This is a genomic window from Phormidium tenue FACHB-1050 (assembly GCF_014696925.1).
Lineage (GTDB): Bacteria > Cyanobacteriota > Cyanobacteriia > Pseudanabaenales > Pseudanabaenaceae > Pseudanabaena.
Genome location: NZ_JACJQY010000031.1, coordinates 47,578 through 66,042 on the forward strand (window position 1 = coordinate 47,578; position 18,465 = coordinate 66,042).

Here is an 18,465-nt window from a genome sequence, read left to right on the forward strand (position 1 = left end):
GTTTTATGTCCTAACAAGAATGGCGACAGCTACTCCCTTCCCACCGAAGAAATAGACATATAAAACCAAGAAATAGCGTGGCGGCGCGAAGCGCCGCCACGTCTATTCTTTCACTGGGAAGGGAGTATATAAGCTGATTGCTGGTTATTAACTTTATATCGCTATTCTCTTCTTTGGGTTTGACGAGGTCACCAAAATTGGCAGATTTAGAAGTAGTAGAGATAGAATAGAGCTTATGTTTACCATGTCTTAACCTGATGTCAGACACACTTACGGTGGAAGCATTACCGATCTTAGCGATCGCACCAGCCCAACTTTTACGGGGAAACGGGATTTTAGCGCAACTCCCGAAATATTTGTCACGCTATGGGAATAAAGCTCTAGTCATTGCTGGGGAAACCGCCAATCAAGTCACAGCTAGCTATTTTCACAACAGCGATCGCGAAATTATCCATGCGCCAGCGATCGCGGATTGTAGCGATGAAAATTTAGCAATGCTGCGTCGTCTTGTTCAGCAGGAAAATCCCCATGTAATTGTGGGTGTCGGTGGCGGCAAAGTCCTTGATACTGCGAAATTAATAGCTCATCAATGTCAGTTGCCTATTTTTACTGTGCCGACCACTGGCGCAACCTGTGCGGCATGGACAGCCCTTAGCAATGTCTATGATGCTCATGGAGCCTTTGACTATGACGTGACCCTCGATCGCTGTCCTGACATGATGTTTGTGGACTATGACGTAATTGCGACTGCACCTAAGCGCACACTCGTTTCAGGCATTGGCGATGCGATCGCTAAATGGTACGAGTCCTCCGTCAGTAGTGGCAGTAGCGAGAAAACGATGGTCATCGCAGCCGTCCAAGAGGCAAGAATCCTGCGTGATATTTTGTTTCAAAAGTCTGCTGAGGCGATCGCAAATCCCAATAGCCCAGCATGGCGCGAAGTAGTCGATGCGTCTGTCTGTCTCGCAGGTGCGATCGGTGGGATCGGTGGCGCTAATTGTCGCACTGTGGCTGCTCATGCGATTCATAATGCTTTAACTCACCTGCATCAAACCCACGGCACTTTGCATGGTGAAAAGGTTGCCTATGGCATTTTGGTGCAATTACGCCTAGAGGAATTTCAAGGCAATCAACTCGCCGCTTCGTCGCGGCATCAATTGCTGAAGTTTTATCAAGAGATTGGTTTACCGAGGAATCTTGCTGATCTAGGCTTAAGTCAAGTTACCCTCGCCGAGTTAGAACAGATTGCTGAAATAGCCTGTCAACCTAATTCGGATATTCACCGCTTACCCTTTACCGTTTGCCCTAGCCAAGTTTTAGCGGCGATGGTTTCTACTACTAGTCCCATTGCCGCCACCGTTTAAATAAAAAGCCTCGCTTCGCGAGGCTTTTTATTTGTTTAGCGAACGCTGGGCAATTCAATTTTGATCGCCTGTTGTTGCATTTTCTTGAATACATTATAAAAACCATTGGCTCTAGAGGGCGTAAGACTCGCCACTAAACCTGTGTCTTTAATAAAATCAGGCGTGAGTAATTCAACTTCTTTCTGAGTCAACCCACCCATACAGACTGACAGTAAACCGACAAACCCTTTGCTAATCAAAGCATCAGAGTCACCAGCAAATACAACACGCTCATTCTCATCTAACTCGGCAACCACAAACACCTGTGAAACACATCCCTGTACTTTGTTTTCGGGTATTTTGAGTGATTCTGGAAATTCGGCTAATTTCTTCCCGTACAAAATTAATTGTTCATAACGTTGTTTGGGATCGGTGAGCCTTTGAAATCGCTGGACGATGCGATCAATGGCTTCGGGTAAATGGGTCGGACTTGGCATTAGATTTGGAAATATTTGAAAAAAGACAGAAAATCTTACAGCTATTCCAGTTTAAAGGATCTGATCACATCTTGTGGGGCGATCGCTAGCTAAATACATACATGAGGTACAAGGAAATTGATTATCTCCATCATCTCCAATTGGAAATATCGAGTTACACACTATGAGCTACATGAGTTTTGGGAAATACAGTCTCAATTGCCTTGGGAAACAAACCTTTGTACCTCGCTTGGTTGAAAAGTACTATATATTTGACGGTTACAAATTTAAACGAGCCGCAAATTTTGCGGGCTATTTATGCAACCATTGTCTGCGGATTCCTGAATAGAGTTACTTCTATCAACTTAGTCTAACTATTGGCTCTGGTGTAGTCGAATCTTCGATTAGGAAAATAAATCTACGATTAAACAAGTTAATGAATCAACCAGTGATCTCCTTTCTCAACGCTAAAAATTAGTCACGATAGCACATAAGCATATATTCACTCACTATGAGCCATATTCTTAGATGTACTCAATGTGGTAGTACAGCCAAAGAAATCTTTGATTGTCCCTCAAGAGAACTTGGTCATTGTCCCTTTATTGAGCTAAATAAGGTTAAGAGATTATTGAGTTTCACAAAGCCAAAACGTGAAAATAATATTTTTAACTTTTTTATATTATTAGGTGTCATTAGTCTAAATTTTTACTTGATAAGCATTTGGAATACTCTGCCATTAACAACAATTTGGGTAACTATTTTAGGGCTTTTAGGAGTTGTTTTTGTAATAACACTGACACTTATTGAAAAGGTGAGACTATACAACTCTGGAATAGGATTAAGGCTGGAAATTACACGTTTTATTGGTATATATCTAAGTTGCAAATGGAGTAGCAGAGGAAAAGTATTATCTATACATTTTAAATTGAATCAGAATTTTGCTTTACCTCTTAGTGTCGTTGGACTCGCTGCAATATCTCGTGATTTTGGCACTAATTTTCAGACAGACTTACGGGTTTCGATGGAAGAATGCGTCACTATTGTAAAGTTTGCTCTCATCGCTCTAATCATAAATGAGAATATTGAAATTTATCAATACGATAATAACTACAGTGATGAAATATATTACTTTGTTGTCGGGCGGAATAATGCTCCAGCTAAAGGAAATCTTGAAAGTGAGTTGTTTAGAATTGTAAAACTTTGGCATAATAGGGCGATTATGGAAAGCTGGTCTTGGACGGATGGACCAACCATATACGATCTGGTTTCTAGTGTATTCAGTCAGGCAGAAGGAATTTCCTATCCTGACAAATGGCTGCAAACAGACCGAGGCTCTTACAAAAAATGGCTGATAGAAAATATCTATCTAAATGCTGTGAACCTTGGGTTAGGTAAGATTGAGTATCCGTCTTTTTTTGGAGTTCCAGTCGCTCAAGGTTTGATATTTCTCAAATGGGATAAGAATCAAGTAATTAAAGTCCAGCAATCCTTACAAGTTGCCAATGATTTGTCAAAGCAACTTGCTATGATAAATCACGATTTCTATCAAGAACTTGATAGAAATATTTTAATAGCTATCGAGAGTCGAGAACATAAAGATGACAACTAAAGTTCTTCTCTAGCGCTTTGCAAGCAAGCGAGTTATAAAGGTTTGTTTCCCCGCTAAAAGTGGCGAAACAAAACAGTAATTCACTAGACTAATAAACGCTATATAAAGAATTTTAGTTGTTACATTATATCTAAGTTATGAGCAAGCTGGGTGATCGATGAGTTACATATTAACTATCACAGAAATCGTCTCTGGGTTAGCAATATTGCGAACTGCTGGAGGTAAAGAATTTACAGAATTCCGACTGCGTTTCGCGATCGCATCTAAATCATCCAAAGACTTCAACAACTCGCCATTGTGCATAATGCATTCTAGGAGTGGCTGCTCATTAGGCTGAGGAATCTCGGAAATATGGGTCAGGAGATCGCCTGTGATTACGCCATTCTCGAAACTGCGCCAAATTTGCTTGCGACTGGCGATCGATTGCTTACCGCTTGACTTTTTGGAAACAGGAATATTATCAATTTCCACTAATTTATAAACTCCATTTACAGGCGCACCTGTGACTAATTTTGTGCCGATGCCATAGCCATCAATGGGTGCTCCCAATGCTTTTAAACGGAGAATCTCAGTTTCGTCAATATCACCACTGGCAAAGATTGCAGCATCAGGCAGAAATGCTTTTACTTCTTTAGATACTGTTGCTATATCACCTGAATCAATGCGAACTCCCTGTACTTGCATCTCGCCAGAGTTAACTTTTTCAGCAAGATTTCGAGCGGCGGCGATCGTATCGAAAGTATCGATTAGGAGAGGACTATTTGGGAAAACTTGATGGAAAGCACTAAAGGCTTGAGATTCACTGCCTTCGGTTGCATTTAAGGCCATAACCAAGGCATGAGCCATTGTGCCACTTGGTTGTCTACCAAGTTTGAGTGCTGCCAATACATTGGAAGTTGCATCCATTCCTGCGGCGAGGGCGGCTCTTGCCGCCCAAAGAGAAGCTTGGGGGCTAAAGGCGCGTCTTGTGCCAAACTCTAAAAGGGTAATGCGATCGCCTGCAACATCACGCATTCTAGCGGCTCTAGTGGCAATCAGAGTTTGATAGTTGATTGTATTCAGTAAATAGGTTTCCACTAATTGTGCTTGCCAAAGTGGCGCTTCGATTCTTAAAAAAGGCTCATTGGCAAACATCGCCGTTCCCTCTGGTACTGCCCATAGATCGCCCTCAAAGCGGAAGTTTTGTAATAGTTCCCAAAAGCGGCGATCGGCATTAGCGAAGATTCCCGTTGCTTGTAAAGCGGCGATTTGCTCAGCGGTGAAATGCAGGTTTTGCAAATATTCCACGGCTTGGGCAATACCCATCGCAATCAGGTAGCCAAATCCTTCGGGAAGGCGACGCACGAATAACTCGAAACTTGCTCGCTTGCGATCGCATCCCTCATGCACATAGCAAGCAGCCATTGTCAGTTGGTAGAGATCTGTAAGCAGTCCATATTCATCCACAGCGATGTTTAAGCTGTTGGACTTCAAACTGACAACTTGATTAGCGGCAGGATTAATAGTTATAGCGCTCATGACTTTGGTGGGGGTAGAGGCTGGCATATTTCTATTATAGTGTTTTTTACCAAAATTGCAAGCATATTTTTTGTTTGGCAGGATCTGAACTGTGCTTGCCAAAATTATTTTTATCTATATTCTCAAGCTTTTTGAGTATAAGCAAGCTACTTACGGGTAAAAACATTCATTTGAAATCCGTGATAATTATAGTAGTTTTAAATTTAATTTTTATTCCACTGAGCATCTGAAATCCTGAACCAACGACTAATCTGCTGAATTATCGATTCAACCAATTCAGAGTCGATATTAATCATTTATAGCAATGTAAGTTTTGCTTAGGATATAAAACCCAAAAGATGAGTGGCAGCGCGAAGTGCTGCCACTCATCTTTTGGGTTTTGATTCGTCCTAGTTTTACGTTGCTATAGCTGTCGCCAAGTGTATGAGGACATAAAACCCAAGAAGAGAATGGCGGCGCGAAGCGCCGCTATTCTCTTCTTGGGTTTTGATTTTGTCCTATCACCAGAGCAGAACTAAACTTTCAGGAATTAGGACAAGAGCAATCAACCCCAGTACAAAGTCTTGTGAACCAGTTTTTCGCGATTACTCTTAGGGCAAAGTCATGCCCTAACGTGCCACCTGTGACTGCGTAGCGCAATGCAAATTCTAGACTTGGATTATATTGATCTCTTACGATTGGACGCAATTTCTTTAAATCAAAGACAGGTATTTTAAAATCGCGAGGAAGATTCTCTGCCTCAAATAATTCCTTAAGCGCATTCCATCGATGATGTCCAGAATCCAGCATTATTTTAGTAGGAGCTTGGCGATCGCCAATCATCAAACTCACCAGAGGAATTCCCTTCCATCCATTCTCCAAGATACTTGATTTATATTCATTTGCCACATCTGGACTGCCTGCGCCCCCCTTACCGTATTGACTAAAAGCCTTGAAAAAATCTTGAGGATCAAACCAATAGGAAGCTGCCAACATTTTTTTGACTGTCGTCACCGCATGTAGTTGCTTTTCTTCTGAGAATTGATCATCATCTTCCTCTCGAAAATACTCCCATTGAAAATCAACCCAATCTGCCGTCTGTAACCGCGATAATCCAAGCTCAAAAGCAAAGGCATCTACTTTAGCAACGGACTCAATAGTAGTAGGTTTAGCAGGTAGAACTACCTCAATATTTTGGACAGCATCGACCTTAACAATCGATTGCTTCCGTTTAGTGGATGATGATTGTTTCTTATTTTGCCATTCCATGAATGACGGATCGGCTAAAACCTCATTAACTCGATCAATGCGATAGAGTTTGAGCGTACTTTTACTCTTTGGATTTTTCTCTGTCTTGTCGCATTCACCTAAGAACTTTTTGATCGTGGGATCTGTAAAACCATGTAACTCTTTGAGTTCTTTGGATGATATATATTCCGTCTCTATGCTTGTAATAGTCACTTTGTTACCCTTTTTTAATACCCAGTAATTTAGTGGAATCAGTCTAAGGATTAGCGATCGCCTAATAGCAAAACCAAAAATGGCGTAACCATTTCTTAGCTTGGTATAACTTAAAAATATTGATAGCTAAAGATGATGCTCCAATAGTTCATCTTTAGCAATCAAGGAGTAACTTTCAAAATTGCTAGGTATTGGCTTATCTGAGGCAAAAGCATTGCCAGAAGCCAAAAAAACAATGATTTTGAAAATTAAGATTTTGGCGATCGCTTGATTTTTAGCAGCCCTTGACATATGAGTTTTTGAAGGCTTCTGAAGTATTGGGGTAAATCATGCCCCAAAGAGTGATGACAACTTGGAGAATTGTCATGAGATTCTGGTATGTTTGAGGTTCGCCGTTAGCTGACAATCCATGACCGTTAGAGAAACTTTTCGTCGCACAAAAATTGTTGCTACTATTGGACCCGCGACTAGTAGCCCCGATATGATTCGCCAGCTTATTGAAGCAGGCGCAAGTACTTTTCGCCTCAACTTTTCCCACGGCACTCATGCGGATCACCATCGCAGCATTTGCAATATTCGCCAAGTGTCCAGTGAACTCAATCAACCTGTGGGCATTTTGCAAGACTTGCAAGGGCCCAAAATCCGCCTTGGTGTATTTAAAGAAGGTCCAATTACCTTAAATAAAGGTGACAAGTTTACGCTCACCAGCCGCCAAGTTGACGGTAACTCGGAAATTAGTTGCATTACCTATGACACCCTTGCCGAAGAAGTGCCAATCGGCGCAGTAATCATGCTTGATGATGGCAAAGTGGAGATGGTCGTCGAAGCAGTGAATGTGGAATTAGGCGATCTTTATTGTCGCGTAGTCATTGGTGGCACGCTCTCTAACAATAAAGGGGTAAATTTTCCGAACGTGCATTTATTAGTCAGTGCGATGACCGATAAAGATCGCGAGGATTTACGCTTTGGATTGTCCGAAGGGGTGGATTGGGTAGCACTCAGCTTTGTCTGTACTCCTGAAGATGTGCTGGAAGTTAAAGACCTAATTGCCGCTTCAGGTCGCAAGGCTAGTGTTGTTGCCAAAATCGAGAAGCACGAAGCGATCGCCAACATGGAAGCGATTCTCTCGGTTTGCGATGGCGTAATGGTAGCGCGTGGTGATCTTGGCGTAGAAATTCCCGCAGAAGATGTACCGATCGCCCAAAAACAATTAATTAAAACCGCCAATCGCCTCGGCATTCCCGTAATTACAGCGACGCAAATGCTCGATAGCATGGTCAGCAATCCCCGTGCAACCCGTGCAGAAATTTCTGACGTAGCCAACGCAATCATCGATGGCACGGATGCGGTGATGCTCTCTAACGAAACTGCGGTGGGTAAATATCCGATCTTGGCGGTGGAAACGATGGCAAGAATCGCGGTTCGCATCGAAAGAGAACAGGATCTAAAAATGCAGCCCCTTGAAAGCATGGGACGCGCTGTGCCTAATGCGATCAGCCAAGCAGTGGGTAGAATTGCAATTCAACTAAATGCGGCGGCGATCGTTACCCTCACTAAAACAGGCTCTACCGCTCGTAACGTCAGCAAATTCCGTCCACCGATTCCGATTTTGGCAGTTACGCCCAATGTCCAAGTGGCAAGACGCTTACAAATGGTCTGGGGTGTACAGCCGATGGTCTTAATCTCCTTGCCATCAGCCAGACAAAATTTTGAAGCGGCGCTTAATCTTGCTCAAGAGATGAAATTACTCTCTGCTGGTGACTTAGTGGTTATGTCCGCAGGTACTCTGCAAGATGTGGCGGGTTCTACCGATTTGATCAAAGTCGAATTTGTCTCTTCAGTAGTTGGTAAAGGTTTAAGCATTGGCTCTGGCATAGTTCATGGTCGGGCTAGAGTTGCTTTCCATCACCTTGATGTCCGCGACTTTAACGAAGGCGAAATTCTGGTGATCGATCGCACCGATGCTGACTATATCGAAGTAATTCGCAAAGCCTCGGCAGTAATTACTGAAGAATCCAGCCTTGACTCCCATGCGGTGGTGATTGGTCGCAGGTTGGGTATCCCAATTTTAATTGGCGTACAAAATGCTACAGGCTTCATTCGTGACGGTGAACCGCTAAGCGTTAACTTTAGCAAAGGTATGATCTACTCTGGCTCACGATCAGAAGATCTAGCGTTTTAGCTATATTAAAGTTGATGCTTTGCATCAACTTTAATGTTTTTGAGTTAGTCATGGAAAATTTTGCTTTTTACAATCCAGTCAAGATTTTATTTGGCAAAGGTCAAATAGCGAATATTGGCGCAGAAATCCCCTCTGATGCAAAAATCCTCATCACCTATGGCGGTGGTAGCATCAAAAGCAATGGAGTTTATGAGCAGGTAAAAGCTGCCCTAGCAGGTCGTAACTTTCTGGAATTTGGTGGGATTGAAGCTAATCCGCATCTAGAAACTCTACTCAAAGCGGTGGAACTGATTCGCGCTGAAGGGATTGATTTTTTGCTAGCAGTAGGCGGTGGCTCCGTCGTGGATGGTACAAAGTTTATTGCAGCAGCAGTTCCCTTTGAAGGCGATCCTTGGGATATTTGTGCCAAACAAGCTCCCCTAAAGGCGGCGATTCCCTTTGGTGCAGTATTGACTTTACCTGCCACAGGCTCTGAGATGAATACTGCTTCTGTGGTAACTAAGTGGGAAACTCAAGAGAAACTCTTCTTTGCTAGCCCATTGGTATTCCCAAAATTCTCAGTGCTAGATCCTGAAACGACGTACTCTTTGCCTATTCGTCAGGTCAGTAATGGAATTGTTGATGCCTATGTTCATGTAATGGAACAGTATTTGACATATCCTGCCAATGCGCCATTACAGGATCGAATGGCGGAGTCTATCCTCAAAACCTTGATTGAAGAAGGTCCTAAGGTCTTGGCGGATCTCCATAACTACGAAGCACGGGCAAATGTGATGTGGTGTGCGACGATGGCTCTAAATGGGCTGATTGGTGTGGGTGTGCCTCAAGACTGGGCTACACATATGATCGGACATGAGTTAACGGCTCTACATGGTATCGATCATGCTCAAACTTTGGCGATTGTCTTGCCAAATACATTGACTGTTAGACGCGATCGCAAACGTCAGAAGCTTTTACAATATGCCGATCGCGTTTGGGGTCTGGTCGATGGTACTGAAGATTTACGTATTGATCAGGCGATCTCCAAAACTCGCGAATTTTTTGAGTCTGTCGGCGTTCCTACCCATCTCTCAGACTATGGTGTAGGGTTAGATGTGATTCCCAAAATCATCGATCGCTTTGAGAAACGTGGTTTTGTCGCTTTAGGCGAAAATCAAGATGTTACGCCTAAAGTTGTCGAGAAAATTTTAGTGCTTTGTGCTTAACTTCTTTCTATAAAGTGCTGCTTTGCAGCATCTTTAGAAATCTGAAACGCATTTATGTGTGGGTCGGCAAAGCCAACCCACACATAAATGCAGAGTTAGGAAATATAAAATATGACTAAAAAACTTCTATTTGTTTGTCTCGGAAATATTTGCCGATCGCCTGCGGCGGAAAATATTATGAATCATTTGATTGATCAGGAAGGACTAAGCGATCGCTTTATTTGTGATTCGGCAGGAACAGGTGGCTGGCATGTGGGCGCACTACCTGATCGTCGTATGCGTGCCGCAGCCAAAGAACGTGGCTTAGATTTTGTTGGTTCAGCTAGACAGTTTGAGGCGATGGATTTGCGAGAATTTGATTTGATTCTGGCGATGGATAAGGACAACTATCGCAATATTCTCGCGCTCGATCCGCAGCGAAAATTCGCTGATAAAGTAAAAATGATGTGCGACTACTGTGAAACTCACACGGATAAAGAAGTTCCTGATCCTTACTATGGTGGCGCAGATGGATTTAATTACGTAATCGATCTGTTGTTTGATGCCTGTGGTGGTCTACTCAAATCCTTAAAAAGTCATTAAAATCTTGCAATGCTCTACTAACCCAAAATCAACAGCGAAAAGGAGCAAGTTATATGTCTATTTCGTTTCCAGAGGTAATAAACACGTCAAGCAAAAAAGTCTGGACAGATGCGGCTTTTCTGTCTCTTCCAGATGATGCATGTCATTATGAAATTGTGGACGGAGAACTAGTTGTAATGGGTAATTCAGGAGCATTGCATGGATATATTTCCATTGTCTTGAGTTCGGCTTTGTTTGCGGTTGTCTCCTCCCAAAAGCTAGGAGTACTATTTGATTCGAGTACTGCTTTTAAAATGAAAAATGGCAATAAACGCTCTCCCGATATTTCGTTCTTTGCCAAAGAACGCTTGCAAGGAATTTCCGAACCTCCCACAAGCTTCCTAGAAGGTGCGCCAGATTTGGCGCTCGAAATCCTATCACCTGATAATACGGTTGAAGAAATCAATACCAAAATCCTAGAATATTTTGACAATGGAACTCGGTTAGTTTGGGTTGTCAATCCGCTCCAACATTATGTGCTGGTCTATCGTTCCGCACAAGAACCCGATCGCCTTCTGAAACGAGGCGATTTTCTAGATGGCGAGGATGTTATTAATGGGTTTACTTTTCCCGTGGCGGATCTATTTCAAGGCTTGTCCTTTTAGCGAAAATCCTACAACAGATAGATTAGTCTATATAAAATGGGCGATCGCGTTGAGTGTTAGCTAAAAAAGCTTCGAGTTCGTCCCATTGATTGTTCTCAATTAAATCAATTACTTCTTGCAAAGATTGCTGATAGGCATGTAGCGATCGCAATACTGCTGATTGATTGTATTCCGCCATTAGCCGACCTAGTTCAGGATTTCCGCCGCCAACGCGACTAGTATCACGGAAGCCAGAACTTGCTAGGCTTTGCGCTAATTTTAAAACGTGATCATCACCTTCTTGCTGACAGGATGCAATTAAACTAGCGCTAATCATTACAGGTGCATGGCTAATCATCGCAACAGCGCGATCATGTTCTTCAGGACTACATTCATGGATGTTCATGCCCACTGCTTGCCAGAGCGATCGCACTTTCACCACTGCATCAAGATCGTCGCTAGGCGTAACAACACAAGGACGATTTTGAAATAGATTTCTTTCGGCGGCTGAGATACCTTGAAAGGCAGTGCCAGCCATCGGATGACTCCCCACAAATCGCTGATTAAATTGCTGACAGATTTTTGATGCAGGCTTCACGATCACACCTTTGACCGAGCCAACATCCGTAAAGATGACATTAGCGGGTAACTTTGGCGCAATTAATGTAATTGTGGACAAGATAGAGGCGATCGGTGTGCAGATGACGACGATATCTGTTTGAGCAAGAATGCGATCGGGAATATTTTCAATATCTATGTCAGCGATATTTACGGCAGCGATCGCTTCTGCTTGTTTACAGGTTTCAGGATTGCGGCTAATACCCCACACATAATTTAGAGCTTGGTTATGATCTTGCATTGAGGCGAGCAGATCTAAGCCTAGCGAACCACCGATTAGTCCTAATCCAACAATACCAATGTTCATAAAATATATTTAGGGTAGCAAGCGCTTTGTGCTTGCTACCCTATTTGAGTTAGAACTTGCGAAGGTCAATACCTGCTTCCTTAGCAAATGCTGATAATCCTTTCTTTTGCAAAGTTTTGATGGCTTTGGTGGAAATTTGTAATTTTACAAAACGCTTTCCTTCTTCCCACCAAATTCTTTTGTCTTGTAAGTTTACGTGTTGTAAGTGCTTATGACGCTTGTGTGAGAAAGAAATCGATACGGCATTATTGGCTTTTTTGCCTGTTAGTTGGCATACGCGACTCATAGTACTAGTCTCCTATTTTTTCAGTCCAGCTAACCATATTACAACCTCAAAGCATCCTTCGGCAATCAAGAAAAATATTTTTCAGTGTTTAAAGCCCAAAAGAAAGGCATTGAGGAGCGATGCCTTTCTTTTGGGCTTTGAGTAACTATAGCTAAGATTTTGTCAGGTATTTGGTTAGACAAACTTCTAAGATATTGAGTAGGACAATCTAAAGTGGCGAAGTCGGCAAATTACAGCCATGCTTAGGGTGTAGCAAAAATGAGTAATAGCAGAATTTTCAACAGTGCTAAATTTTTTCAAGAAACAGACGGAGAGCCTATTCGTTCAGTTGTCACTGAGTCACCAGATACCGTCGTTGTAGCTTGGTATATTAAGCCAAATCAGGAAATCGCCCCACATCTTCATCCTCATGGGCAAGACACTTGGACTATTTTGCAAGGTAAAGGCAAATATTATTTAGATCAACAAGGTACAACCGCAGCGATCGCCGCAGGAGATATTGTTATCGCACCGACTGGCTGTGTCCATGGAGTATTCAACGATGGCGATGAGCCACTAGTTTTTATCTCAACCGTTTCACCAGCTACCGCAGGATATCAACCTGTACTGATCGGGGCATCGGTTTCCTAAAAACCAAATAGGCTGAGTTGCTTACTTCGCAAGCAACTCAGCCTATTTGGTTTTTATTGTAATTTTCTGGGCATAAAAATAATGAAATGGTTAATGAAATATTTTCGAGATATCAAACTCAACAAATTGATTTTATGGTGCTATTTAATCTGGTATTTAGTTATCATCATTTTTTATTTTGACCCGACACCTAAAATATGGATCAATGCCATAGGAATCAGTGTAGTAATTGGCACTGCTCTGATATTAAGCGTCTCTGCTAGCGATAGCAAAGTGGATTATTGGCAAACATTTAGACTGTATTTAATGCCATTCTGTGTGTCTAGCTTTTCGTCATTGATTAAAGATCAAGGATTCATTGTAATTATTTCTCCAAAGCCACAGGAAACAATATTAGCGATCTTAAGCTGTGGTATTTTCTTGTCGATTGTTGGAGGGATTAAATTCGCACATAGAGCGATTAGCCCAAAAAATAGTTAACTTGTAAGCTAAGCTCGTAAATGCACTGCAATACTTGCGATACTTCCCAGCGTCTTGAGGTAAAAATGCCTGCAAAAGATATGTTTCATGACAGCGCTAAAGCAGCATTGCTCAAGGATGGCTGGACAATTACCCATGATCCGCTAAGTTTACGCATGGGGAAAAAGGATTTTTTCGTGGATTTAGGTGCTGAGAAACTTTTGGCAGCAGAAAAGGATAATCAGAAAATTGCAGTAGAGATCAAAAGCTTTGTTAGCCAATCTGAAATCCGAGATTTAGAAAATGCTTTAGGTCAGTATGTTTTGTATCACAACATTCTTAGCGTGCTTGAACCCGATCGCATTTTGTATTTGGCTGTACGTGAGTCAGTTTTTGTTGATTTGTTTGAGGAGACGATTGGTAAGCTTTTGTTAGACAGACAAGTTCTGAAATTGTTAACGTTTGATCCAGAAATGGAGGTATTAAAACGATGGATAAATTAGCAAGTTATCGACAAATTATCCGTACTGTCTTACTACCCTATACACAGATTACCTATGCCAATGTACCTGTAAGAAACATTGCAGTTTTTGATGATGAGCATGGACAATACCTGATCATGTCTGATGGCTGGGATGGCGTAAGACATTTACATGGTTGCTTAATTCATATTGAAATTATTGGTAATCGTCTTTGGGTACAGCGTGATGGCACTGAGGACGGCATAACCGATGAACTAGTCGCCGCAGGCATCCCCAAGCAAGATATCGTATTAGGCTTCCAAGAGCCAGCAGTACGCAAATATACTGGCTATGGTGTGGCTTAGGCAAAAGTAAATAGCGAAGTATAGGGTTGTTTCCCCGCCGAAGGCGGGGAAACAACCCTATACTTCGCCTGCTTGAAAAGCGCTATATTTAGCCAAAGTAGACCTGCAAAATAATCCCGCAAAAATATACTTTATGACCAATACACAAATCCCTGTTGTTGTCTCTGGGGCGACAGGCAAAATGGGGCGCGAAATTATTAAAGCGATCGCCCAAGCGCCCGATATGTATCTTGTAGGAGCGATCGGTCGCAAGCACATCGGTGAAGATATCGGTGAAGTGATTGGTATTGGTGAATTAGAGATACCTGTGACTGACAATCTTGAAGTCGTGCTTGCCCAAGCCTCTCAAGAATCACAATTACCAGTAATGGTTGATGTCACACATCCCAGCATTATTTATGACAATATTCGCTCAGCGATCGCCTATGGTGTTCGTCCTGTAGTCGGCACAACGGGCTTAAGTGAACAACAAATTGCCGATCTCGCCATTTTCGCGGACAAGGCAAGTACAGGCTGTATCATTGCCCCAAATTTCTCCGTCGGCGTGATTTTGATGCAACAGGCGGCGATCGCTGCTGCTAAATATTTCCAGCATGTGGAAATTATCGAACTGCACCACAATCAAAAAGCAGATGCTCCTAGTGGCACTGCAATCAAAACCGCGCAAATGCTCTCAGAATTAGGGCAATCTTTCAATCCTGCTCTTGTTGATGAAAAAGAACATCTCACGGGTGCAAGAGGTGCAACCTACGGCGAGAACATTCGCATTCATAGTGTGCGTGTTCCTGGATTAGTTGCACGTCAAGAAGTAATTTTTGGGGCGATGGGTGAAACTTTAAAGATTGAGCATAATGCTAGCGATCGCACTTGTTACATGGCAGGTGTGTTGCTTTGTGTCCGCAAAGTACTTGCGCTCAAGTCCCTTATTTACGGTTTAGAAAAATTACTATAAAGTTCCACTGCATCTCGCGCAATTGAACAATAAAAAAGCACCTGCATTGCAAGTGCTTTTTTATTGTTCAAGAATACCCCCAGGGGAATTCGAATCCCCGTCGCATCCGTGAAAGGGATGTGTCCTAGGCCTCTAGACGATGGGGGCGTGTTCTTGACCTTTATTAAGATACATACATGACTGAACCTTTGTCAACACTTAAAGCAAACTTTTTTGTATATATAGCAATGTAAGTTTTGCTCAGGACATAAAACCCAAAAGATGAGTAGCGGCGCTTCGCGCCGCCACTCATCTTTTGGGTTTTGATCTGTCCTATCTATCTCTTGCATTGCTATAGCGTTTATCAGTCTAGTGAAGTACAGGTTTGTTTCCCCGCCTTCGGCGGGGAAACAAACCTGTGTACCTCGCTTGCTTGAAAAGCGCTATATAGCAAAAATCCAGCACTTTGTGGATTTTTGCTATATTTTGGGGCGAATACCATAGTTACGATAGCGCCAATAATCTTGCAGGATTTGAGCATGGTCGAAACATAACTGGCTAGGTATTTCCCAAGCTGCAAAACAACCAACAGACTTAGCATCATCATCAGCCTTTGGTTCACCCACTGCTTCAGCCATATACACCGCACTAATCGTATGTAGACGCTCATCTCGACTAGGATCTGAATAAACCCCTAGCAAGTCGATTAACTCCACCTGTAGCCCTGTTTCTTCTTGAGCCTCTCGCCTTGCGGCATCTTCCAGACGTTCGCCATAATCAACAAATCCACCCACGATCGCCCAGCCATGAGGTGGATTCAGCCGCTCAATTAGGACAATCGGTTGATGGGGGCGATCGCGCAGGGCAATGATGATATCAACCGTGGGAACAGGATTTCGATAAGTCACTGGATTAGTAATGTTGTTGTAAGTAATGAAAACCCCGATTATTGATGATGCGGCTTCGCCGCATCATCAATAATCAGTTCCCTATTTTACGGCGAAGCCTTAATGAATCAGCAAGCTCAACATTATTGTGAACTATAAGGTTTCTGACAGCGCTTTTCGCCATCTAGAGGGTAATTACAGCTACAAAAAACAGCTTGACACTGAGTTATGATGCAATTTCATAATCCGAGAGCTATAGGCATTACTCGGCAGGAGAGTATTTCTTTGATCCCAATCAGCATAGAAATTGTAGAAGGTAATCCGAATCTTGCCTCTCTCTTGGGTTGGCATTTACAGCAGATTGGCTATTCGGTATTTCAAGCAGTAAGTTGTCAGCAAGCAAAGCTGGTATTTCAAAAACAGCAGCCGAGCTTGGTCATCTTGAGTACCGATCTGCCTGATGGGGATGGGATCGAGTTATGTCGTTGGCTCCATAAGCAAAGAAGTTCGTTAATATTCGTGATTTCATCCCGTACCAATGAATCTGACATTGTGGAAGGTTTAAAGGCAGGTGCGGATGACTATTTGACCAAGCCTTTTGGAATGCAAGAATTTTTGGCAAGAGTGGAAGCCCTGACCCGCAGATTACGCACATCTGCGCCTCCCGCTTGTTTGGACTATGGTGTGCTGAAGATCGATCTGGTGCAGCGACAAGTAAGGCTCAAAGGCAATGCGATCGATTTAACGCCTCAAGAATTTAGTTTGTTGTACGTACTCGCGCAATCTGAAGGATTAGCCCTTAGTCGCGCTGAACTTCTGCAACGGGCTTGGCCAGATGAGATTAATAATCCACGGACTGTGGATACCCATGTTTTATCGTTACGCAAAAAACTAGAGGTTGATCCACAACAGCCCAATCTAATCCAAACAGTCCGCAATATTGGCTATCGCTTTAATCCTGAAGCGTTAATGCGAACGCCTTTACGTCCAAATTCTCAAAACTTGAATAATTCCAATAGCGATCGCCCTCCACAATTCACGGCTCCACCCAGTCGGTCATTTGCTAAGTATTAAAGAAGCAAATACGTCGATCATTTACAGTACATTCTCAATAAGCATAGGAGTCCAGAGATTTTTTATTGATGCGGATGGACATAAATAGCCTAAGTACCTGTGCAAAATAAATTACCCAACCCGTAAAGTTGCGCCCCGCAGAGGCGCAACTTTACGGGTTGGGCTTTGTAATTAATTATGCTTAGCTACTTATTGTTGATTTGCTGTCGGTTCAAGGAATTGAGCGAAAAAATTGCACCTTTGCAAAATGAAATCAATCGCCTCAATCGTCAGTTTTGGGTAGATCGGGCTTTGGTCAAGTCAAATAAGTACGATCTGTCTGCTAGTCGTTATCGAGTGGTGGAGCAGGATGAGGTGTTTTACGAGTTGCCAGAGATGACGACGGGACGGATGCTCAAGCTAGAATCTTTTATAGCGGCTGAGGTGCGAGAGTTAGAGCAATTATTGGAATGTTAAATCTATGCAAGTAACTGAAAAGCCTGTAAGTGCTGAACAAACTGAACAAGTTGATTCTCAAGTGATTGAGCAGTCGCAGGAGTCGGCTTTGTTGTCTATTAATGCTCAAGTGTCGTTTGCGAGTTTGCTGGCGCTGATTCAAACTTTGCCTAAAGAGCAGAAATGGCAGGTTTATCAAGCTTTGGGTGCAGAGCTTGCGCCCCAGTCTGCGGAGGCGAAGGCGATCGCCCGTTTAGCGGATGAGGATGATGAGTCTATGTGGATCACGGTTGTCCATGAGGATGATGAGATTGATGAAGAGGCTTTAAATGAATGGTTGGTGAAGCGTGGTTACAAAAAAGCCGAAGTATAGGGTTACGTTACATCCGCTAGTGGGTGTTGAAGATTTACCTCTGTTACCTGAGTTTCTACGGGACGATCTCGCTAAATATCAGTTTGTTTTGGCGATTGATCCAGTGCAAACACAGGGAGTGCCGAGCCATGACTTGCGGGGTGATTTGAGGCATTATCCAGCCTTGGAGATTGACTATAACGGTGTTTGCTTTCGTTTGGTGTATCGGGTGTATGAGTCACCTACGCCGAAACGGGTGCAGGTGATTAGTTTTGCTGAGCATGATTTGGCTTATGAAAAAGCGAAAGAAAGGGTTTGATAAATATATGAATTCTAAAAATCAAAGTAGATAAATGGTAGCTTCTTGTCGGGGCTGAGGATACTGACTAGAAATAGGCTGACGGGGACTAGGAATAATTTTACTTGCCAATTTAACTGCCACTTAGCGCGATCGCATTAATTTGATTGAATCTAAATTGACAGACCTCAAAAATACACGCGAAAACCAAATAAATTAAAGTACCCATGACTTTAATGAATATTTATAGATTTTTTAATTGAATATTCACAAGATTTATCATCAATACTTCGGACAAAATTAGTAAGCAATAGCACCGTATGAACAAAGGTCTGGAAATCTAGGATGAGATTTAATCGAAGTAGAATCCAAGTCTAACAAGGA

22 protein-coding genes and 1 tRNA gene are annotated in these 18,465 nt (G+C 42.7%); 15 read left to right on the forward strand and 8 right to left on the reverse strand.

The window, feature by feature from the left end; genetic code table 11:
• Nucleotides 1-257: 257 nt before the first annotated feature.
• The gene (locus tag H6G05_RS17200; protein ID WP_190579699.1) at nt 258-1,364 is read left to right on the forward strand and encodes an iron-containing alcohol dehydrogenase family protein; all 1,107 of its coding nucleotides are present in this window, start codon (nt 258-260) and stop codon (nt 1,362-1,364) included.
• Nucleotides 1,365-1,399: 35 nt separating this feature from the next.
• Here H6G05_RS17200 and H6G05_RS17205 read toward each other — a convergent pair whose 3' ends face one another.
• Nucleotides 1,400-1,840, reverse strand: a complete 441-nt coding sequence (locus H6G05_RS17205; RefSeq protein WP_190579701.1) for a SufE family protein — start codon at nt 1,838-1,840, stop codon at nt 1,400-1,402.
• Between the two features lie 490 nt (nt 1,841-2,330).
• Here H6G05_RS17205 and H6G05_RS17210 point away from each other — a divergent pair, with 490 nt between their 5' ends.
• A complete protein-coding gene (locus H6G05_RS17210) occupies nt 2,331-3,428 on the forward strand; it encodes a hypothetical protein (protein ID WP_190579703.1) in 1,098 nt (365 codons plus the stop codon).
• Between the two features lie 162 nt (nt 3,429-3,590).
• Here H6G05_RS17210 and H6G05_RS17215 read toward each other — a convergent pair whose 3' ends face one another.
• The 3 genes from H6G05_RS17215 to H6G05_RS17225 form a co-directional block, all read right to left on the reverse strand.
• A complete protein-coding gene (locus H6G05_RS17215) occupies nt 3,591-4,946 on the reverse strand; it encodes a nicotinate phosphoribosyltransferase (RefSeq protein ID WP_190579740.1) in 1,356 nt (451 codons plus the stop codon).
• Nucleotides 4,947-5,468: 522 nt separating this feature from the next.
• On the reverse strand, nt 5,469-6,386 hold the full coding sequence (locus H6G05_RS17220) for a hypothetical protein (protein ID WP_190579705.1): 918 nt from the start codon (nt 6,384-6,386) through the stop codon (nt 5,469-5,471).
• A gap of 126 nt (nt 6,387-6,512) precedes the next feature.
• Nucleotides 6,513-6,677 (reverse strand): hypothetical protein, encoded by a 165-nt coding sequence (locus H6G05_RS17225; protein ID WP_190579707.1) that lies wholly within the window; start codon nt 6,675-6,677, stop codon nt 6,513-6,515.
• A gap of 118 nt (nt 6,678-6,795) precedes the next feature.
• On the opposite strand from H6G05_RS17225, the gene pyk reads away from it, so the two are divergent.
• The 4 genes from pyk to H6G05_RS17245 all read left to right on the forward strand — a co-directional run bounded on the left by pyk (nt 6,796) and on the right by H6G05_RS17245 (nt 10,999).
• A complete protein-coding gene (pyk, locus tag H6G05_RS17230; RefSeq protein WP_190579709.1) occupies nt 6,796-8,568 on the forward strand; it encodes a pyruvate kinase in 1,773 nt (590 codons plus the stop codon).
• 50 nt (nt 8,569-8,618) lie between these two features.
• Nucleotides 8,619-9,773, forward strand: a complete 1,155-nt coding sequence (locus tag H6G05_RS17235; RefSeq protein ID WP_190579711.1) for an iron-containing alcohol dehydrogenase — start codon at nt 8,619-8,621, stop codon at nt 9,771-9,773.
• Between the two features lie 111 nt (nt 9,774-9,884).
• The gene (locus H6G05_RS17240; protein ID WP_190579713.1) at nt 9,885-10,355 is read left to right on the forward strand and encodes a low molecular weight protein-tyrosine-phosphatase; all 471 of its coding nucleotides are present in this window, start codon (nt 9,885-9,887) and stop codon (nt 10,353-10,355) included.
• Nucleotides 10,356-10,408: 53 nt separating this feature from the next.
• Nucleotides 10,409-10,999, forward strand: a complete 591-nt coding sequence (locus H6G05_RS17245) for a Uma2 family endonuclease (protein WP_190579715.1) — start codon at nt 10,409-10,411, stop codon at nt 10,997-10,999.
• Nucleotides 11,000-11,021: 22 nt separating this feature from the next.
• Here the strand turns inward: H6G05_RS17245 and H6G05_RS17250 are convergent, their stop codons facing one another.
• The gene (locus H6G05_RS17250; RefSeq protein ID WP_190579717.1) at nt 11,022-11,903 is read right to left on the reverse strand and encodes a prephenate/arogenate dehydrogenase; all 882 of its coding nucleotides are present in this window, start codon (nt 11,901-11,903) and stop codon (nt 11,022-11,024) included.
• 49 nt (nt 11,904-11,952) lie between these two features.
• Entirely contained in the window at nt 11,953-12,189 is a 237-nt protein-coding gene (gene rpmB / locus H6G05_RS17255; RefSeq protein ID WP_094535250.1) for a 50S ribosomal protein L28, read from the reverse strand.
• A 258-nt stretch (nt 12,190-12,447) separates the two neighbouring features.
• Here rpmB and H6G05_RS17260 point away from each other — a divergent pair, with 258 nt between their 5' ends.
• From H6G05_RS17260 to dapB, 5 genes are all read left to right on the forward strand, one after another.
• On the forward strand, nt 12,448-12,819 hold the full coding sequence (locus tag H6G05_RS17260; RefSeq protein ID WP_190579719.1) for a cupin domain-containing protein: 372 nt from the start codon (nt 12,448-12,450) through the stop codon (nt 12,817-12,819).
• An 81-nt stretch (nt 12,820-12,900) separates the two neighbouring features.
• The gene (locus H6G05_RS17265) at nt 12,901-13,299 is read left to right on the forward strand and encodes a hypothetical protein (protein ID WP_190579721.1); all 399 of its coding nucleotides are present in this window, start codon (nt 12,901-12,903) and stop codon (nt 13,297-13,299) included.
• A gap of 65 nt (nt 13,300-13,364) precedes the next feature.
• The gene (locus H6G05_RS17270; RefSeq protein ID WP_190579723.1) at nt 13,365-13,781 is read left to right on the forward strand and encodes a XisH family protein; all 417 of its coding nucleotides are present in this window, start codon (nt 13,365-13,367) and stop codon (nt 13,779-13,781) included.
• Nucleotides 13,769-14,104, forward strand: a complete 336-nt coding sequence (locus H6G05_RS17275; RefSeq protein WP_190579725.1) for a XisI protein — start codon at nt 13,769-13,771, stop codon at nt 14,102-14,104. The genes H6G05_RS17270 and H6G05_RS17275 overlap by 13 nt, the downstream gene beginning before the upstream one ends.
• A gap of 133 nt (nt 14,105-14,237) precedes the next feature.
• Nucleotides 14,238-15,056, forward strand: a complete 819-nt coding sequence (gene dapB, locus H6G05_RS17280; RefSeq protein WP_190579727.1) for a 4-hydroxy-tetrahydrodipicolinate reductase — start codon at nt 14,238-14,240, stop codon at nt 15,054-15,056.
• 74 nt (nt 15,057-15,130) lie between these two features.
• On the opposite strand, the gene H6G05_RS17285 is transcribed toward dapB, so the two are convergent.
• Nucleotides 15,131-15,203, reverse strand: a tRNA-Glu gene (locus tag H6G05_RS17285).
• A 311-nt stretch (nt 15,204-15,514) separates the two neighbouring features.
• On the reverse strand, nt 15,515-15,943 hold the full coding sequence (locus tag H6G05_RS17290; protein ID WP_190579728.1) for an NUDIX domain-containing protein: 429 nt from the start codon (nt 15,941-15,943) through the stop codon (nt 15,515-15,517).
• 207 nt (nt 15,944-16,150) lie between these two features.
• Here H6G05_RS17290 and H6G05_RS17295 point away from each other — a divergent pair, with 207 nt between their 5' ends.
• From H6G05_RS17295 to H6G05_RS17310, 4 genes are all read left to right on the forward strand, one after another.
• Nucleotides 16,151-16,996: a response regulator transcription factor gene (locus H6G05_RS17295; protein WP_408962482.1), complete on the forward strand. Its 846-nt coding sequence runs from the start codon at nt 16,151-16,153 to the stop codon at nt 16,994-16,996.
• A gap of 177 nt (nt 16,997-17,173) precedes the next feature.
• Nucleotides 17,174-17,452, forward strand: a complete 279-nt coding sequence (locus H6G05_RS17300; protein ID WP_199310615.1) for a hypothetical protein — start codon at nt 17,174-17,176, stop codon at nt 17,450-17,452.
• 4 nt (nt 17,453-17,456) lie between these two features.
• Complete coding sequence (locus H6G05_RS17305; protein WP_190579730.1) at nt 17,457-17,804, forward strand: hypothetical protein; 348 nt, start codon at nt 17,457-17,459, stop codon at nt 17,802-17,804.
• Nucleotides 17,779-18,102 carry a hypothetical protein gene (locus tag H6G05_RS17310; protein WP_322096386.1) on the forward strand — a complete coding sequence of 108 codons (324 nt, stop codon included), beginning with the start codon at nt 17,779-17,781 and terminating at the stop codon, nt 18,100-18,102. Before H6G05_RS17305 ends, H6G05_RS17310 begins: the two co-directional genes overlap by 26 nt.
• Nucleotides 18,103-18,465: the final 363 nt, after the last annotated feature.

Coding starts and splice junctions, on each gene's coding strand:
- H6G05_RS17200 (WP_190579699.1), top strand. CDS start 258: ATGTCAGACACACTTACGGTGGAAGCATTACCGATCTTAGCGATCGCA.
- H6G05_RS17205 (WP_190579701.1), bottom strand. CDS start 1,840: ATGCCAAGTCCGACCCATTTACCCGAAGCCATTGATCGCATCGTCCAG.
- H6G05_RS17210 (WP_190579703.1), top strand. CDS start 2,331: ATGAGCCATATTCTTAGATGTACTCAATGTGGTAGTACAGCCAAAGAA.
- H6G05_RS17215 (WP_190579740.1), bottom strand. CDS start 4,946: ATGAGCGCTATAACTATTAATCCTGCCGCTAATCAAGTTGTCAGTTTG.
- H6G05_RS17225 (WP_190579707.1), bottom strand. CDS start 6,677: ATGTCAAGGGCTGCTAAAAATCAAGCGATCGCCAAAATCTTAATTTTC.
- pyk (WP_190579709.1), top strand. CDS start 6,796: ATGACCGTTAGAGAAACTTTTCGTCGCACAAAAATTGTTGCTACTATT.
- H6G05_RS17235 (WP_190579711.1), top strand. CDS start 8,619: ATGGAAAATTTTGCTTTTTACAATCCAGTCAAGATTTTATTTGGCAAA.
- H6G05_RS17240 (WP_190579713.1), top strand. CDS start 9,885: ATGACTAAAAAACTTCTATTTGTTTGTCTCGGAAATATTTGCCGATCG.
- H6G05_RS17245 (WP_190579715.1), top strand. CDS start 10,409: ATGTCTATTTCGTTTCCAGAGGTAATAAACACGTCAAGCAAAAAAGTC.
- H6G05_RS17250 (WP_190579717.1), bottom strand. CDS start 11,903: ATGAACATTGGTATTGTTGGATTAGGACTAATCGGTGGTTCGCTAGGC.
- rpmB (WP_094535250.1), bottom strand. CDS start 12,189: ATGAGTCGCGTATGCCAACTAACAGGCAAAAAAGCCAATAATGCCGTA.
- H6G05_RS17260 (WP_190579719.1), top strand. CDS start 12,448: ATGAGTAATAGCAGAATTTTCAACAGTGCTAAATTTTTTCAAGAAACA.
- H6G05_RS17265 (WP_190579721.1), top strand. CDS start 12,901: ATGAAATGGTTAATGAAATATTTTCGAGATATCAAACTCAACAAATTG.
- H6G05_RS17270 (WP_190579723.1), top strand. CDS start 13,365: ATGCCTGCAAAAGATATGTTTCATGACAGCGCTAAAGCAGCATTGCTC.
- H6G05_RS17275 (WP_190579725.1), top strand. CDS start 13,769: ATGGATAAATTAGCAAGTTATCGACAAATTATCCGTACTGTCTTACTA.
- dapB (WP_190579727.1), top strand. CDS start 14,238: ATGACCAATACACAAATCCCTGTTGTTGTCTCTGGGGCGACAGGCAAA.
- H6G05_RS17295 (WP_408962482.1), top strand. CDS start 16,151: ATGATGCAATTTCATAATCCGAGAGCTATAGGCATTACTCGGCAGGAG.
- H6G05_RS17300 (WP_199310615.1), top strand. CDS start 17,174: ATGCTTAGCTACTTATTGTTGATTTGCTGTCGGTTCAAGGAATTGAGC.
- H6G05_RS17305 (WP_190579730.1), top strand. CDS start 17,457: ATGCAAGTAACTGAAAAGCCTGTAAGTGCTGAACAAACTGAACAAGTT.